General features: G+C 41.9%; 15 protein-coding genes. 2 read left to right on the top strand and 13 right to left on the bottom strand.

Going from position 1 to position 16,569, the window contains the following annotated elements; genetic code table 11:
* Positions 1-3: 3 nt before the first annotated feature.
* The 11 genes from gyrA to N5J47_RS10345 form a co-directional block, all read right to left on the bottom strand.
* Positions 4-2,733, bottom strand: a complete 2,730-nt coding sequence (gene gyrA / locus N5J47_RS10395) for a DNA gyrase subunit A (RefSeq protein ID WP_279959830.1) — start codon at positions 2,731-2,733, stop codon at positions 4-6.
* 356 nt (positions 2,734-3,089) lie between these two features.
* Positions 3,090-3,605: a DinB family protein gene (locus tag N5J47_RS10390; protein ID WP_279959829.1), complete on the bottom strand. Its 516-nt coding sequence runs from the start codon at positions 3,603-3,605 to the stop codon at positions 3,090-3,092.
* A 117-nt stretch (positions 3,606-3,722) separates the two neighbouring features.
* Positions 3,723-4,658, bottom strand: coding sequence for an FAD-binding protein (locus N5J47_RS10385; protein ID WP_267980521.1), 936 nt, complete (start codon positions 4,656-4,658; stop codon positions 3,723-3,725).
* Between the two features lie 17 nt (positions 4,659-4,675).
* Positions 4,676-5,425, bottom strand: a complete 750-nt coding sequence (locus N5J47_RS10380) for an electron transfer flavoprotein subunit beta/FixA family protein (RefSeq protein ID WP_267980519.1) — start codon at positions 5,423-5,425, stop codon at positions 4,676-4,678.
* A 431-nt stretch (positions 5,426-5,856) separates the two neighbouring features.
* Positions 5,857-6,750 carry a site-specific tyrosine recombinase/integron integrase gene (gene xerA / locus N5J47_RS10375; RefSeq protein WP_279959915.1) on the bottom strand — a complete coding sequence of 298 codons (894 nt, stop codon included), beginning with the start codon at positions 6,748-6,750 and terminating at the stop codon, positions 5,857-5,859.
* 37 nt (positions 6,751-6,787) lie between these two features.
* Positions 6,788-7,390 carry an alpha/beta hydrolase gene (locus N5J47_RS10370; protein ID WP_279959828.1) on the bottom strand — a complete coding sequence of 201 codons (603 nt, stop codon included), beginning with the start codon at positions 7,388-7,390 and terminating at the stop codon, positions 6,788-6,790.
* Positions 7,387-8,064, bottom strand: a complete 678-nt coding sequence (locus N5J47_RS10365; protein WP_279959827.1) for a hypothetical protein — start codon at positions 8,062-8,064, stop codon at positions 7,387-7,389. The genes N5J47_RS10370 and N5J47_RS10365 overlap by 4 nt, the downstream gene beginning before the upstream one ends.
* A gap of 71 nt (positions 8,065-8,135) precedes the next feature.
* Positions 8,136-8,990: a diaminopimelate epimerase gene (gene dapF, locus N5J47_RS10360; RefSeq protein WP_279959826.1), complete on the bottom strand. Its 855-nt coding sequence runs from the start codon at positions 8,988-8,990 to the stop codon at positions 8,136-8,138.
* 6 nt (positions 8,991-8,996) lie between these two features.
* Positions 8,997-10,247: a diaminopimelate decarboxylase gene (gene lysA / locus N5J47_RS10355; RefSeq protein WP_279959825.1), complete on the bottom strand. Its 1,251-nt coding sequence runs from the start codon at positions 10,245-10,247 to the stop codon at positions 8,997-8,999.
* A gap of 22 nt (positions 10,248-10,269) precedes the next feature.
* Positions 10,270-10,482: a lipoprotein gene (locus N5J47_RS10350; protein WP_279959824.1), complete on the bottom strand. Its 213-nt coding sequence runs from the start codon at positions 10,480-10,482 to the stop codon at positions 10,270-10,272.
* A 122-nt stretch (positions 10,483-10,604) separates the two neighbouring features.
* Complete coding sequence (locus N5J47_RS10345) at positions 10,605-12,020, bottom strand: amino acid permease (RefSeq protein WP_279959823.1); 1,416 nt, start codon at positions 12,018-12,020, stop codon at positions 10,605-10,607.
* A gap of 282 nt (positions 12,021-12,302) precedes the next feature.
* Between N5J47_RS10345 and radA the strand changes: the two genes are divergently transcribed.
* Together radA and N5J47_RS10335 are read left to right on the top strand one after the other, a co-directional pair.
* Complete coding sequence (radA, locus tag N5J47_RS10340) at positions 12,303-13,691, top strand: DNA repair protein RadA (protein WP_279959822.1); 1,389 nt, start codon at positions 12,303-12,305, stop codon at positions 13,689-13,691.
* Positions 13,692-13,795: 104 nt separating this feature from the next.
* Positions 13,796-14,800: a Tim44-like domain-containing protein gene (locus tag N5J47_RS10335; RefSeq protein ID WP_279959821.1), complete on the top strand. Its 1,005-nt coding sequence runs from the start codon at positions 13,796-13,798 to the stop codon at positions 14,798-14,800.
* Positions 14,801-14,849: 49 nt separating this feature from the next.
* Here N5J47_RS10335 and N5J47_RS10330 read toward each other — a convergent pair whose 3' ends face one another.
* A complete protein-coding gene (locus N5J47_RS10330; RefSeq protein WP_279959820.1) occupies positions 14,850-15,362 on the bottom strand; it encodes a DUF1566 domain-containing protein in 513 nt (170 codons plus the stop codon).
* A gap of 13 nt (positions 15,363-15,375) precedes the next feature.
* The gene (locus tag N5J47_RS10325) at positions 15,376-16,500 is read right to left on the bottom strand and encodes a DUF1566 domain-containing protein (protein ID WP_279996979.1); all 1,125 of its coding nucleotides are present in this window, start codon (positions 16,498-16,500) and stop codon (positions 15,376-15,378) included.
* Between the last annotated feature and the right edge of the window lie 69 nt (positions 16,501-16,569).

Here is a 16,569-nt window from a genome sequence, read left to right as displayed (position 1 = left end):
TAATTACTCTTCAGTAGCATCATCTTTTGGTTCTACTACAACGTCTTCAGAAGTTACCGCTTCAGCCTCAGTAGCTTCCATTTCTTCTGTCGCTTCCAACACTTCGTCATCTTCAACAGCTTCAATTGAAACCACACCCACCAGTGTTTCAGCATCGCTTAAACGAATCAGGCGAACACCCTGTGCATTACGACCTGTAGTTGCAACCTCAGCCGCACGGGTACGCACCAGTGTGCCCCCATCAGAAATCAACATCAGTTCCTTGGTTTCATCAATGGATACCGCACCAACAAGTTCACCATTACGCTCGCTGGTCTTGATGGCAATCACACCCTTACCACCACGTTTCTTGGTTGGGAAATCATCCACTGGAGTGCGCTTACCATAACCATTGGCGCATGCACACAGCACTTCACCTGTGACAGGTACAACCACCAATGAAACGATGCGGCTGACAACATTCGAATCTACTGAATCATCATTGTCATCGCTGTCATCATTTTCAACATCAGCATCTTCGGCTTCAATGGTATTGCTGGCAAAGCTGACACGCATACCACGCACGCCTTTGGCGGTACGTCCCATGGCACGAACATCGGTTTCTGCAAAACGGATTGCCTTACCTTCATTCGAGAACAACATAATCTGCTGATTACCATCAGTAATCGCAACACCAATCAAGGTATCTTCTTCATTGAGCTCAATCGCACGTAAACCGTTTGAACGCACATTGCTAAACTGTGCCAGTTCCACACGTTTCACCGTACCTGACGCAGTTGCCATAAATACATAGTGATTTTCAGGGAAATCGGTCAATGGCAAGATCGCTGTCACTGTTTCATTCGCTTCCAACGGAAGTAAATTAATGATTGGGCGACCTTTGGCACCACGGGAAGCCTGTGGAACTTCAAACACCCTTAAGCGATAGACCTTACCGACATTGGTAAAACACAACACCGTTGCGTGGTTCGATGCAACGATTAAATGCTGGATGATGTCATCATCTTTCATTGAGGTTGCGGACTTGCCACGACCACCACGGCGTTGCGCCTGATAATCAGAAAGTGGTTGAGTTTTCGCATAACCTGTCTGAGACACAGTCAATACAACTTGCTCTTCTGGGATCAGGTCTTCACGGCAGAAATCAACACCAGACTCAACAATTTCAGTACGACGACCATCACCATATTGCTGCAGGATCAAGGCGAGTTCTTCACGAATCACATTCATCAATAAATTGAAGTCATTCAGGATTGCGGTTAATTCAGCAATCTGACCCAAGATTTCCGTATATTCCGCATGCAGTTTGTCTTGTTCCAAACCTGTTAGACGGTGTAAACGCAATTCTAGAATTGCGGCGACCTGTGTTGGTGATAAGCGATAAATATCGCCTGACAAGCCAAATGGACGCGCTGGATCTTCGCCTTCAATTTCATCTGGACGAACAGAGATCGCACCCGCTTTTTCAAGCAGTGCAACCACACCACCGCCAGCCCACTCACCTGCCTGTAAACGTTCACGCGCTTCGGCTGGGTTTGCAGAGGTTTTAATGGTTTCAATGATGGCATCAATATTGGCCAAGGCAACGGTTAAGCCTTCCAAGATATGACCGCGTTCACGTGCCTTACGCAATTCGAACATGGTACGGCGGGTCACCACTTCCTGACGGTGACGGATAAACGCCGCAATGATGTCTTTCAGGTTCATCAACCGAGGCTGACCATTATCCAGACAAACCATGTTGATGCTGAACGAGTTCTGTAATTGCGTATGCAGGAACAGGTTATTCACCACAACTTCCGCATTTTCACCACGCTTCAAGTCAATGGCAATACGCATGCCTTCTTTATCAGACTCGTCACGAAGCTCAGAAATACCTTCCAGCTTCTTTTCTTTGACTAATTCGGCAATACGCTCAATGGTTTTTGCCTTGTTGACCTGATAAGGAATCTCAGTAAAGACGATGGTGGTACGACCTGTTTTCTGGTCTTCCTCAAAATGATATTTACCACGGATATGCAAACGGCCTTTACCTGTACGGTAGGCATCCACAATCCCTGATTTACCGTAAATAATACCGCCTGTAGGAAAATCTGGGCCAGTAATATGCTCCATCAAACCTTCGACAGAAATATTCGGATCATTGGCATAGGCAAGGCAGGCATTGACCACTTCTGTCATGTTGTGTGGCGCCATATTGGTCGCCATCCCCACCGCGATCCCCGTTGTACCATTAATCAGAAGATTAGGAATACGGGTTGGCATCACCTGGGGAATACGCTCAGAACCGTCGTAGTTGTCTTCCCAGTCAACTGTATCTTTTTCCAGATCAGCCAAAATCTCATGGGTGAGCTTCTGCATACGCACTTCGGTATAACGCATCGCAGCCGCGCTATCGCCATCGACAGAACCGAAGTTACCCTGACCATCCACCAGCATATAACGCAAGCTAAAGTCCTGCGCCATACGAACGATCGTTTCATAAACTGCGCTATCACCGTGTGGGTGATATTTACCGATCACGTCCCCGACCACACGGGCAGACTTTTTATATGCTTTGTTATAATCATTGCCCAATTCGTGCATCGCAAACAATACGCGGCGATGAACAGGTTTTAGACCGTCTCTAACATCTGGCAATGCACGAGATACAATTACGCTCATTGCGTAATCTAGATATGAATGCTTGAGTTCGTCCTCAATGGCAATCGGTCTGATTTCCGATACGCTCATGCATACTCCTTGTTTACAGGTCGATGGTTCCACCTGTTTTTATGTCTTCAATCTTGCAAAAATTCAGTTCAAAAACTTGAACTAAAATAAAAAATACAGCGAAAAATTATAGCACAAAGGACAAGTTAACTGGGAGTTTTCAGCATGGAAAATAGCATTTTTTTACAATAAAAATATTATATAAATTATATAGTTAAAATTAGATGATGATTCTTGATCATCCTATAATGACCAGTTGTTTGATTCACCTCACAGCATCCTCGAAAATTCGACCATTTCACTTATATTTTCCTTAAAAAATAAGCAACTAAAGATAGGTAACAACACTCATTTTTCCAGCGTCTGGCACTCGCGATTTAATGATATAGGCAAGCATTTTCCCTTTGGAAATAAATCAAGTCCAGCTCAAGTGATATACCCGTCAACTGGAAAACCATATTATGCATTTGCCCACGATGATGGGTTTGATGATTAAACATATGAGCCAACACCTCAATCAATGGCTCTGTATAGGTCTGGTTACGGCGAATATAGGTCAATGCTTGATGAAAAGCTGATTCATCATGAACCTGAACATAATCAATTAAAGATTGATCATGGTTTTTACGAACTTGAGTTAATTCCTTTATGTCTGGATATAAAACATCATCCAGTGCATAACTTGAGGGTTGTAGTCCACAGATACGTTCAAACCAGAGGAAATCCCCAACCAACACATGGTTTGCAGTCTGAATCAGTGAGTTAAAATAAGCGCCACAGTCCTGATTCAACTGTGTTTCAGGCAAAGCCTCTAAAACTGCAAACAACTTGTTATTTGCCCATTGATTATAATGTGCCAACATCAAAAAATAGGTTTTAAAACGATAATTCATAAATGATATCCCTTTAATTTATTATTATTTTTAGCATAAAAAAACGCTCCTGAGCAGAGCAGCAAAGCATCGCTTTAACTGCCTGCGCAAGAGCGCTTTAGACTTTAATTCAGAGAATTAAAGTTTAGATACCAATTCAGGTACAACAGTGTTCAAATCACCAACTAACCAGTAGTCAGCAACGCTGTTGATTGGCGCTTCTTCGTCTTTGTTGATAGCAACAATAACTTTAGAATCTTTCATACCTGCCAAGTGCTGGATCGCACCAGAGATACCGATTGCCATGTAAAGGTCTGGCGCAACGATTTTACCAGTTTGACCAACCTGGAAGTCGTTTGGTACGAAACCAGCATCTACCGCAGCACGTGATGCACCTTGAGCAGCACCAAGCTTGTCAGCCAATGGATCAAGTACCTTGTGGTAGTTCTCACCAGAACCGACACCACGGCCACCAGAAACAACGATGCGCGCAGCAGTCAATTCTGGACGGTCAAGTTTAACGATTTCTTCGTTTACAAAGCTAGAAAGACCAGCATCATTCACTTCGCCCACAGTTTCAACCGCAGCAGAACCGCCTTCAGCAGCAACCGCATCGAATGCTGTACCACGAACTGTACCAACGATGATTGCTTCATCAGACTGAACAGTTGCAATCGCGTTACCTGCATAGATTGGGCGCTTGAACGTGTTTGCAGATTCAACAGCAATGATGTCTGTGATCATGCTTACGTCAAGAAGCGCAGCAACACGTGGAAGAATGTTCTTACCAGTGGTTGTAGACGCAGCCAATACGTATTTGTAACCGCCTTTCGCGATGTCGGCAACCAAGCCAGCAACGTTTTCAGCCAATTGGTTCGCATAAGCAGCATTGTCAGCAAGTAATACCTTGCTCACACCAGCAACTTTGGCAGCAGCGTCTGCAACTGCCTGAGCGCCAGAACCAGCAACCAATACAGTAATATCACCACCGATTTTTTGAGCTGCCGCAACAACGTTTAAAGTTGCACCGTTAAGTGTCTGGTTGTTGTGATCAGCGATAACTAAAATACTCATGATTTTATCCTTCTGTATTAGATCACTTTCGCTTCGTTTTTCAATTTTTCAACAAGTTCGTCTACAGACTTCACTTGTACGCCAGCTTTACGTTCAGCAGGTGCTTCAACTTTAATTGTCTTAAGTTTAGTACCAGTTGCAACGCCATAATCAGCAGGTGACTTAACATCAAGCGGCTTCTTACGTGCTTTCATGATGTTTGGAAGAGCAGCATAACGTGGCTCATTCAAACGCAGGTCAGTCGTGATGATTGCAGGAAGCGCAAGCTCAACAGTTTGTAAACCACCATCGATTTCACGAGTAACCTGAACTTTACCGCCTTCAACTTTAACTTCAGATGCAAAAGTACCTTGACCTGCACCAAGCAAAGCACCAAGCATTTGACCTACCTGGTTAGAGTCGTCATCAATCGCTTGTTTACCAAGAAGAATAAGTTCTGGTTTTTCAGCATCAACAACGCCTTTCAAGATTTTAGCAACTTCTAGAGCACCAATCTCATCAGCAGTTTCAACCAAAATACCACGGTCAGCACCTAAAGCCATTGCAGAACGGATTTGTTCCTGAGCGTCTTTAGAACCCACTGAAACAACAACGATTTCTGAAACCGTTCCTTTTTCTTTTAAGCGAACCGCTTCTTCCACTGCGATTTCACAGAATGGGTTGATTGACATCTTAACGTTGGTAAGGTCAACCCCACTATTGTCCGGCTTAACACGAACTTTAACGTTGGCATCAACCACACGTTTTACAGCGACAAGAGCCTTCATGTAATCCTCGGCTGTTCTAAGCAAGTAAATGTAGTGAAGAGCATTCTAACTCTTCGTTTGAAACTTTTTAGGTGCTATATCTTGCAATGTATTTGGCATTTCGGTCAAGTCACAATTTCCCATGTGGCTGTAAAAAAGATGAAATGCTCAGTTCACTAATTTAAGGCACTGAAAAATCAACTCAATTGAGTTGTCTACTCCTATTAATATTACATTTTGATTTTATTAATATTTTATAAAATTCAATAATCTAAAATACATCTTGCAAACAAAAAGCGGATGTTCTGTAACTGATCATTTCGGGCAAATCCAAATACCCAGCACTTTTTGCAAAAAATGGGCAATAAAGTAAGAACATTGTTTAAGTAGTATTCAATGGCAAACCCAAAAATGAGTTGTCTATTTAACACTCAATTTTGCAACATAATATATCAGGACCCCGCTTTTTGTGCGCGTGGATGGGTTTGATCATACACATTCATCAATTGTTCAAAATCTACATGGGTGTAGATTTGAGTGGTGGATAAATTGCTATGACCCAACATTTCCTGAATTGCACGTAGATCGCCACTGGCAGAAAGCAGATGACTGGCAAAACAATGTCGTAATAAATGTGGATGCAAATCGACACTGATTCCTGCTCGCTGGGCCTGTAACTTGACCCGATTTTCAATCTGTCGTGGAGTCAGTGCATTCCCTTTCTGTGAAATAAACACGGCTGAATCTGCTACAAAACTACCCTGCCATATCCGATAGATTTTTAGCCATTCAACCAGACTTTCTTTAGCCTTAGACCCAAAAGGCACAATTCGGGTTTTATTGCCCTTACCTGTAATGCGTAATAACTGCCGATTAAAATCAATATCCTTGACAGTTAAGCCCTGTAACTCTGCCAAACGTAGACCACTTGAATATAACAGCTCAAGCATTGCCCTATCCCTGAACCATAATTGCTGCTCAATTGGTTTTTCAGGTGCAGGCTGATCCAGAATCTGGTTGATGGTTTCAATATCAATCATGCCTGGCAAAGGTCGGGGTTGACGTTTTAACTTAAAATCTTCTGATGGATTCTGCTGTAAATATTGTCCTTGCTCAGCCCATTTCATAAATTGACGGATAGAGGTTAAGTGACGTTGCAGACTACTGGAACTGAGTTGGTCGCGTTCAACACGCTCGGCTAAATATTCACGTAAGTCTGAAGCTTCAACATCCTGTAGTTGTAATTGTTTATTTTCACAAAATTTAAAGAAATCAGTAAGATCACGTTGATAGGCCGTAATGGTATGCTCAGACTGATTTTGAATCGTCCGCTCTTTTAACCACATGGAAAGTAGTTGTAAAGCTGTCTGCACACTCAACTCCCTAAAATTGCTTTATAAAATCGTTGATATAAATAGCAACTTCATCTGCATACTGCTCAGCAAAATTATGTTGTCCACCTTGAATCACATAAAGCTTAGATTTCTTAAAGATATGCTGTAAATGTTGTCCCACAGAAACAGGGCTAATCAGGTCTTGATCTCCCCACAATAATAAAACCTGTTGGTGAATATGTGCCAATTCGGCTTCATAGTCTACCTTTGCTGTAACAAACCAATCAGGATATTGCAAATATTCTTGCTGATACGCCTGTCGCCAATCCTGAACTTGAAACGGGTCTAAATTGATGCCACCCGAAGTTGCCATCAGAACCAAGCCTTTGACCAGATCAGTCTTTTGTAATGTGGCTGCGATGGCAAAAATACCACCCATGGATTGAGCAATTAAAATCGAGGGTTGTTGAATCTGTGCAACCACATAATCGGTTAAATCATCAAAACTATTTATATCTGGATGTGCAGCCACACCATGAAAACCTGGATAGGCAATGACCTGTTTGGTATAGCTCTTAGGAAATTGTGCAGTCAACGGATTCCAAAATTGTGTATTGCCTGATGCACCTGGAAGAAAAACCAAATGAGTCATTGATGTACCCAAAGCCCTAATTCGCCAACAAAATAAGTTTTAAAATCTTCTATCTCTATATGATAAGTATTAACCAATAAAGGTGTTCCATCTGCATGATGAGCAATATAAATTAGTGTTGGCATATCTATATCCTCTGCAATATTAGGAATATATTCATTTTTATATGGCTCAGTATAATGCTTAATGGCTTCATCATTAATCTTTAAAAAAGTCTCTATGCCTCCAGAATCAGCCCAATCTCTTGCAAAGGGCTTAATGGTATATCCATAAATTTTATGATTCTCATCATATCCTTGATAAACCTGATTGATATATAGAAAATGATAGGGTTGTTGTTGATCTTTTACCCATAATTCATCACCAATATTTTCACCAATCAAATACATATCGGTTTTTAACCATTTTTCTTTATCTATTGACCAAATATAATTCCCCAATGTAGTTAGAATATAATGTATTTTTGGTGTGTCTTCCTCATATTGGTCTCTTGCCCAATAAAGTAGTCTGTAAATTTCTCTCTTCATTTTAGTTGTTTTAGTTACGGGTTTATAAATATATTGTCCTAGCTCATCTTCTGTCATAGATAAAACAAGATCACCCACTTTAATATTTTGAATTGGCACTAAACCTTTATCCGTATGAACCAATGTCCCTGCTGCAAAACCATTCATTTTTATGTCCTTTTTAGTTATAAAAAAACCTATCCCACATCCCGTAAGATAGGTTTATGCTTGTTTAATTTTCAACCCTGAAAATATCTTAAATCCAGACGCGCATCATAGAGATGGGTGGTTGGACCTGTCATCCAGACCACATCACCCTCACGCCAGGCGATATGCAATTTACCGCCTGCAAGCTGAACCTCAACCTCATTGGCAAGTAAACCACGGCGCATACCACTGACCGCAGCCGCACACGCTCCTGTACCACAGGCCAGCGTCTCACCCACACCACGTTCAAACACACGCAAACGGATATGCTTTTCATCAATGATTTGCATAAAACCCGCGTTTACACGCGCAGGAAAACGTGTATGTGATTCGACTTGTGGGCCAATATTTTCAACATCTGCTGTTAATACGTCAGGTACAATGGTCACCGCATGTGGATTACCCATATTCACCACATCAATATTGATGCTTTTTTCATCCGCCAATGCCAGTGTATATAAACCCTCAGCATCTTCATGTTCCTGAGTGATGAATGGAATTTCTTCAGGAAGAAATTTTGGTGGCCCCATATTGACTCGAACCCAGCCATTTGCGCCTAATTCAGGCTCAACAATACCTGCTTTGGTTTGTACACGAATTTTGGTTTTAGTGGTCAATTGACGCTCATGTACAAAACGGGCAAAGCAACGTACACCATTGCCACACTGCTCGACTTCTGAACCATCAGCATTAAAAATCCGATATTTAAAATCAACATCTGGAAAATCAGGTGGCTCAACAATCAGCAGTTGATCAAAACCCACGCCAAAATGACGATCTGCCAAACGCTGAATGGTGACAACATCTAAATAAGCACGCTGGGTAATCAGGTCAACAACCATAAAATCATTGCCCAGACCATGCATTTTGGTAAATTCTAAATACATCTCAATTTACTCCTCAGGCAACAAACGCTCTTTTTCCCAAAGTGATTCTATGGTTTCACGCTCACGAATTAAATAGGCCTGATCACCATTGACCATAACTTCGGCAGCGCGACCACGGGTATTATAGTTTGAACTCATGACAAAACCATAAGCACCTGCGCCCAACACAGCGAGAACATCATTTTCCTGAAGTGCCAAATCACGCTCTTTACCCAGAAAATCACCAGTTTCACAGATTGCACCAACCAAATCCCAGGTTTTGACCTCAACATCAGAATTTGGATTGACCGACTGAATATCCATCCATGCTTCATATAAAGCAGGACGAATCAGATCATTCATTGCCGCATCAATAATGGCAAAGTTACGGTGATTGGTCGGTTTAAGTAAATCCACTTTGGTGAGTAATGCACCTGCATTGGCAGAAATACTACGCCCTGGTTCCATATATACTTTTAAGCCTAGTTTTTCCAAAGCTGGACGCATGGCATTGGCATATTCAGCAACACTTGGTGGTGTTTCATCTTTATAGCAAACACCCAAACCACCACCGATATCAATATGTTTGAGGCTGATGCCCAGACCTTTCAACTGCTCAATCATTAAAATGACCCGATCAAGCGCATCGACAAATGGTTTGGTTTCTGTCAACTGTGAACCAATATGGCAGTCAATACCGACAATCTCAAGATTCGGTAACGACGCTGCATATTGATAGGTTTCATTCACCGTATCGCTTGGAATACCAAACTTATTTTCCTTTAAGCCTGTAGAAATATAAGGATGGGTTTTCGCATCCACATCTGGATTAACACGTAAGGAAATCGGGGCTTTTTTACCGAGTTTCGCCGCTACTTTCTGGATACGGTCCAGCTCGGCATGTGATTCAACATTAAAACAGGCGATCCCAACATTGAGTGCTTTTTCAATATCCGCTTCGGATTTACCTAAACCAGAAAATACGATTTTTGCTGGGTTGCCGCCTGCTGCCAATACACGAGCAAGCTCACCACCCGTGACAATATCAAAACCAGCGCCTAATTTTGCTAGGACGTTCAGCACCGCAATGTTTGAGTTTGACTTCACCGCAAAACAGATTTGATGATCAATAAAATCAAAGGCACGATCCATATCCAAATAATGTTTCTCAAAAGTTGCTTTTGAATAAACATATAAAGGCGTGCCGAATTGCTGCGCGAGCTGGTCCAATGAACATTGCTCAGCGTGCAATACCCCATTAATGCGAGTGAAACTCATGAAGATGTCCTTATTTACAAACTTAAGGTGAGGTGGTCTGTGATTGTGTTGCCTGACTTTCAGTATTTACATTAGGTGAAGCCTTGACTTGAGCGGCTTCATTTTTATACAGCAGGTATTTTGCGCGTTTGTCATGGTTTGGGTCAGATGGCAATTGCAATGCACCTGACTGACCACATGCAGTCAGTAACATACTGCTGAATAATAAACCGATGGAACAAATGACTTTAAGCATCTGAGCACCTAACTTTTACAATTCGGAGCAGTATAGCGTGATCATTAGATTGGCTAAAGTCTAAAACCATAAAAAAACGCCAGCGTTTCGCTGACGTTTTTAGAAAAGGGTTTTGCTACTTGCTAGTTTTTCTTTTTATAAAAGAAATAACCAATTGCCAAAATAACGAACCAGATTGGGCTGACCTTTAACGATTCCAGCGTGGTTTCATCCAGCGCAAGGAAATAGATGGTTGCAAGGAAGAATAAAATCACCACCCAACAGGTAAACACACCACCTGGCAGTTTAAAAGTTGATTGTGCATGCAGTTCAGGTCTATTTTTGCGGTAGTTGATATAACTCCACATAATGATGATCCACACACAGATAAACAAGATGGTTGACAAAGTGGTTGCTAGAGTAAACGCTGTCACTTCATCATTGGTTCCAGTTTGTACTTTATAGATGAACTGTACAAATGCACCAATAAAGATACAGATTGATGAGAAAATCAGTGCTTTTGCAGGAACCGCCGATCTAGACAATGTACCAAATAATTTTGGCGCCTGTTGATCCGTTGATAAACCAAATAGCATACGACTGGTCGAGAATACCCCACTGTTCATGGATGACATCACCGAGGACAACACCACCAGATTCATGATAATTGCAGCAGAGGCGACACCTGCCTGTGAGAAAATATTCACGAATGGACTGACTTTAGGATTAATCTGATCCCAAGGGGTGACACACATCACCACAAACAATGCCAATACATAGAAAATAATGATGCGGATTGGAATTGAGTTAATCGCTTTTGGTAAATTGCGCTTTGGATCCTGTGTTTCAGCGGCGGTTGTACCTACCAGTTCCACCCCAACAAAGGCGAAGATGGCAATCTGAAACCCAGCTAGGAAACCATCCAGACCTTTCGGGAACATGCCTCCATGCGTCCAAAGATTGGAAATGCTTGCAATCGTGCCATTTGTGCTAGTAAATCCAGTAAAGATCATCCATAGACCAACGGCGATCAGCACAATGATCGCGGTGATCTTGACCATTGCAAACCAGAATTCCATTTCACCAAACAGCTTCACAGTGACTAGGTTCAACCCAAGTACAAATAGAATTGCAACGGTACTGATCAGCAATCCACCCATTGGTGTAAAGGATTCACCCCCATTGAAAAATTCCAGATAGTAGATAATAGCGGAGAGATCGGCGATACCAATAGTGACCCAACATAGCCAGTAGGTCCAGCCCACAAAATAACCCGCCCAAGGACCGATTAAATCCGTGGATAAATCAATAAAAGATTTATAGTTCAGATTGGATAAAAGTAGTTCGCCCAATGCACGCATGACGAAAAACACCATGATACCAATTAGGCCATAAATGAACAGAATGGATGGACCAGCCAAACTAATGGTTTTGCCCGATCCCATAAACAATCCTGTTCCAATTGCTCCACCAATTGCAATCAACTGTAAGTGTCGGTTGGACAAACTACGGTGCAGCCCTCCATTTTCACTGGATGGCTCAAGAAACTCATTTGACATTGTTATATTCAACTCTCAGTTTTTATGTCACAAAATTAGCTTAAAAACTTTAACAATAGAAAAAGTTTTTGCAGATTTTCTTCAGATTTTTAAAATTTCAGGTTTTTTAGTTGCTTTTTCACTCAATTTTCCTCTCTTTCATATTTAAACTGGCATTCCTTGTGCGTAGCAGTTTACGTGCCAAACTCAAGTTTGGCGACTGTCTGTAGATAAAATTTGTATTTCGGATGTGCTATTGCTACATTTTCAATAATTTTGATTGATCTATCACGTATCTTAAATATGAGCAAAGTTAAAACAGTTTATCGTTGTGAACAGTGTGGTGCTGATCACCCCAAGTGGGCAGGACAATGTTCAGAATGTGGTGAATGGAACAGCTTAACTGAGGTACGTCTAGAACCAACAATTTCCCATCGTGCCCGCCCCAAAATGGGGGGATATGCAGGTCAGGTCGCCAATATCACCACACTGAATCAAATTTCAGTCTCACGTGAAACCCGTCTTCCGACAGGAATCAGTGAATTTGACCGTGTGCTCGGTGGTGGACTGGTCACGGGTTCTGTGGTGTTGATTGGCGGTGATCCTGGTATTGGAAAATCGACCATTCTGCTCCAGACCGCAACACACATGGCAAGCAAGAAAAGTACTGCCTTATATGTCACTGGTGAAGAATCCCTTTCTCAAGTCGCACTACGCGCACAACGCCTTGATCTTCCCACAGATCAATTAAAAGTGATGGCAGAAACCTGTGTGGAACGTATTTGTGAGGTTTTGGCACAGGAAAAGCCTGTCGTGGCAATTCTGGATTCAATTCAAACACTCTATACCGAAACCCTACAGTCTGCCCCAGGTGGTGTGTCACAGATTCGTGAATCTGCCGCCCTACTGACCCGTTTCGCTAAAAATAGTGGCACAGCATTGTTTATTGTAGGCCATGTCACCAAAGAGGGTTCGCTTGCGGGTCCTCGTGTTCTGGAACACATGGTCGACTGTGTATTGTACTTCGAGGGACAATCTGACTCCCGTTACCGCATGATTCGAGCAGTCAAGAACCGTTTTGGTGCAGTCAATGAGCTGGGTGTGTTTGGCATGACCGATAAAGGCCTGCGTGAAGTCGCCAATCCATCCGCCATCTTCCTCAGTCGTTATGATGAAGCCATTCCTGGTTCAATTGTAATGATTAGCCGCGAGGGTACCCGTCCGCTGCTGGTTGAAGTGCAGGCACTGGTGGATGATGCACACGGACAACCACGACGTGTGGCATTGGGTCTTGAACAAAACCGTTTAAATATGCTGCTTGCCGTAATGCATCGTCACGGCGGTGTACAGACGTCTGGTCAGGATGTCTATGTCAATGTGGTTGGTGGTTTAAAAATTACCGAAACAGGCTCAGACCTTGCCGTTTTACTGGCCTGTGCCTCCAGCCTACGAGGCAAGGCCTTGCCACAACAATTGGCCGTTTTTGGTGAAGTGGGTTTATCTGGCGAAATCCGCCCTGTTCCAAATGGTCAGGAACGTTTAAAGGAAGCTGCCAAGCATGGTTTTAAATATGTGATTTTACCAAGGGGCAATGCACCACAGAAATCAGTTGATGGTGTTCAGATCATTGCTGTAGCACGTTTACATGAGGCATTGACCGAGGCCATGCAGCTTAGTGATGAATTAGGCTAGGCTAAAACAGGCTTTGACATAAAAAAACATACTTTTCTGGTTGAAATTACGCATAAATACCTGCATAAATACATTTACAAATTGGATTTAAATAGGAATTTTCGATGCAAGTACACCAGCGTGGCTTGATGGCAGCTCTTTTAATGGCAACCTTGGTTGCTGCACCGCTTGCGGAAGCAAAGCGTGCAGGTGGTGGTAAAAGCCACGGCATGAGCAGATCTAGTTCATCTAGTCAGTCTTATAACCAGTCTTACCAACAACCACGTCAAGCAGCGCCAGCACCTCAACAAACCGCCCCTCAACGATCAGGTCCAGGTGTAGGTTCAATGGTCGCTGCGGGTGTTGCTGGTGCAGCGGTGGGTGCTGTGGCGGCTAATGCATTGGCAGATGATAAACCTCACAACCCAACTGCAACTGAGCAACAGGCTACAGATGCACAGGCAGCCCAAGCTCAGCAGCAAGAAGAAAAAGGTGGAATTCCAGGCTGGATCTGGGTACTTCTCGCTGCTGCCATTGCTTTCTTTGTGTTCCGTAAATTGGGCGCAAAAAAAAAATTAGCGGGTAATAATCCATACGCGCCAAACAATAATGGTGGTCAGAATAATTTTGGCCGCCAAACCCCACCTCAGGTCAATGCTCGTCAAACAGGTGACAATACCAATATCTTTGGTCAGTCTGTTGGTGGTGGTTCAGCAACTCAAGCGCCTTTTGGTGGAGCTTCGATGAGCAATGGCAATCAACTTCCTGATGGTACTGAACCTGCTGCGTTCCTGCGTGTTGCACGTCAACGTTTCAACCATATTCAATCTATCAATAGTGCAAGTAATGTTGAAGAAATTCGCCGTTATTTAACACCTGAGCTTTTTAACTCAATGTATCAGGACATCATGGCCAATCAGGATCAGGATGTTGCTGAATTTAGTAACCTGAATGCGATGGTGGCAGACACTGCAACTGAAAATGGTCAATACATTGTCAGTGTACGTTTTACAGGAACTGTAAGCGAAGATTTAAACAGCTTGCCACAGCCATTTACTGAAATTTGGCATTTTGTTAAACCTGCTGGTTCACAACAGGATTGGGTTGTTGCTGGTATTCAACAAGCTTAAAACCTGACATCAAAAAATGGCTACTTTAGGGTAGCCATTTTTATATAATTTAATTTTCTGTTCGTACTGCTCGAACCTTGTTTTTACTCCACATTGGATTTGTACCTGAACTACCTACTTCAAAATAGACATAATAAGCAGATGCTGAATTTTCTGACTGCCCTACAGGTGAAGAGGACCAATAAAAACTATAAGAAGTTTTTGGAAAAAATGTTTCATTAATGGCAGTATCACGACAAGCATATTCTACCAAAGTTAATAGCTCACGAATATTTGGCAACCTATAACCATTACCTAATGCTTTGCTTTCTTTTAATGCCTCTTCCCATGTATAAGAGCCTGTAGCATTGGCACAAGTTTTACCATCCCAAGTTTGTCCCAAACTACAACGTTGCCAAATTAAACCTGTTTTTTTATCTCGCACTTCTTTACCACCACCTAATAGTTCATAACGACTATCTGGAGCTGTTGGCTCAACATTGGTACTACACTCTTTAGCATGGACTAAACCACTACTCAATAATAGGATAACTAATAAGCTAACACATGTTTTATTTTTCATTTTGATCTCCTTATTATTGTCCAGCTCTCACAGCCCTAATTGCACGATTACTATATTTATAACCATATTCATTCACTGTTCCAGTATAAAAGTGAACATTCCATGCATTCTCACTTTTATTAAATGCAAATCTAGGCTGTGATGTCCAATATGTAGTTGCTTTAGAGGTATTAATAAAAATTGGATTAATTGTTGGATTATCCTGACCATAATCAATAATACTGGATAACTCCTCTACATTTGGCATCCGCCAATCACTATAACCACAGTAATTTTGAGCATTTAAAGCATCGATATAAGCTTTAGTATTACATTTTGCTAGTGTGTCACCACAACTACTATCTGTGACTTTTTTATCGTAATCCCTATTATCTTGATAACCTTCAAAACCACCATTTTTTTTCATATCAGGGTTATACCAAGAATATCGCCAACCTAAATCTTGCAGCCCCCCATCTTTGGTTTTTAATTCCCAAATTAATCCAGTCACATGATCCTGAATACACTGATCAGCATTTTTACTTATCAATAAAGTATAATGCATTGGTTTACCATATTGTATCTCACCATCTTGTCCTAATTGATATAGGCTTCCCAATTGGTCTAGATTACATAATAAGCCCGACTTTTTAGTATCACTACAAGTCATAATCCCTGTGGCAGCAAGTATGCCTTTTGTCCCTGCCTGCATAATTTCTGTTTCTGCCGTTACTGGCGGTGCTGCCAAAGTTTGAGTGTTACCAGTTTGGCTAACTTCTACTTTACATGTACCGATAGCTAAACCCTTTAGGACTTCTCCAGATACACTGCAAATAGTTGGGGTTTTACTAAGATAAGTAACTGTTAAATTTGCACTAGATTTGACAGACAAACCAATACTTTGTTGTACCCCTAGATATTTAGGCAATACAAAATCTGAGAGAGTTTGTTCTTTTTTATTTTTACAATCATTTTCATCTAAATATTGATTTTCATTACATGGTGTTGGTGTTGGTGTTGGTGTTGGTGTTGGTGTTGGTGTTGGTGTTGGTGTTGGTGTTGGTGTTGGTGAAGATGATTCTTTCTCCTCACCACCACCACAACCTGTCAGAATAAATAAGCTACTGATTAAAACAGCTTGTATAAGGCATTTATCCATTATTTTCTCCTTAATATATTCTCCATATAACTATAATCATAGTCCTTATAAAATAGATACTTTCTATTT

The organism is Acinetobacter sp. GD03645, assembly GCF_029845285.1.
Classification (GTDB): domain Bacteria; phylum Pseudomonadota; class Gammaproteobacteria; order Pseudomonadales; family Moraxellaceae; genus Acinetobacter; species Acinetobacter corruptisaponis.
This window is presented reverse-complemented; position numbering and strand designations above follow the sequence as displayed.

Coding starts and splice junctions, on each gene's coding strand:
- xerA (WP_279959915.1), bottom strand. CDS start 6,750: ATGTGGTTAAAAGAGCGGACGATTCAAAATCAGTCTGAGCATACCATT.
- N5J47_RS10325 (WP_279996979.1), bottom strand. CDS start 16,500: ATGGATAAATGCCTTATACAAGCTGTTTTAATCAGTAGCTTATTTATT.
- N5J47_RS10385 (WP_267980521.1), bottom strand. CDS start 4,658: ATGAGTATTTTAGTTATCGCTGATCACAACAACCAGACACTTAACGGT.
- N5J47_RS10365 (WP_279959827.1), bottom strand. CDS start 8,064: ATGAATGGTTTTGCAGCAGGGACATTGGTTCATACGGATAAAGGTTTA.
- lysA (WP_279959825.1), bottom strand. CDS start 10,247: ATGAGTTTCACTCGCATTAATGGGGTATTGCACGCTGAGCAATGTTCA.
- gyrA (WP_279959830.1), bottom strand. CDS start 2,733: ATGAGCGTATCGGAAATCAGACCGATTGCCATTGAGGACGAACTCAAG.
- N5J47_RS10335 (WP_279959821.1), top strand. CDS start 13,796: ATGCAAGTACACCAGCGTGGCTTGATGGCAGCTCTTTTAATGGCAACC.
- N5J47_RS10345 (WP_279959823.1), bottom strand. CDS start 12,020: ATGTCAAATGAGTTTCTTGAGCCATCCAGTGAAAATGGAGGGCTGCAC.
- N5J47_RS10350 (WP_279959824.1), bottom strand. CDS start 10,482: ATGCTTAAAGTCATTTGTTCCATCGGTTTATTATTCAGCAGTATGTTA.
- N5J47_RS10370 (WP_279959828.1), bottom strand. CDS start 7,390: ATGACTCATTTGGTTTTTCTTCCAGGTGCATCAGGCAATACACAATTT.
- N5J47_RS10380 (WP_267980519.1), bottom strand. CDS start 5,425: ATGAAGGCTCTTGTCGCTGTAAAACGTGTGGTTGATGCCAACGTTAAA.
- dapF (WP_279959826.1), bottom strand. CDS start 8,990: ATGTATTTAGAATTTACCAAAATGCATGGTCTGGGCAATGATTTTATG.
- N5J47_RS10390 (WP_279959829.1), bottom strand. CDS start 3,605: ATGAATTATCGTTTTAAAACCTATTTTTTGATGTTGGCACATTATAAT.
- N5J47_RS10330 (WP_279959820.1), bottom strand. CDS start 15,362: ATGAAAAATAAAACATGTGTTAGCTTATTAGTTATCCTATTATTGAGT.
- radA (WP_279959822.1), top strand. CDS start 12,303: ATGAGCAAAGTTAAAACAGTTTATCGTTGTGAACAGTGTGGTGCTGAT.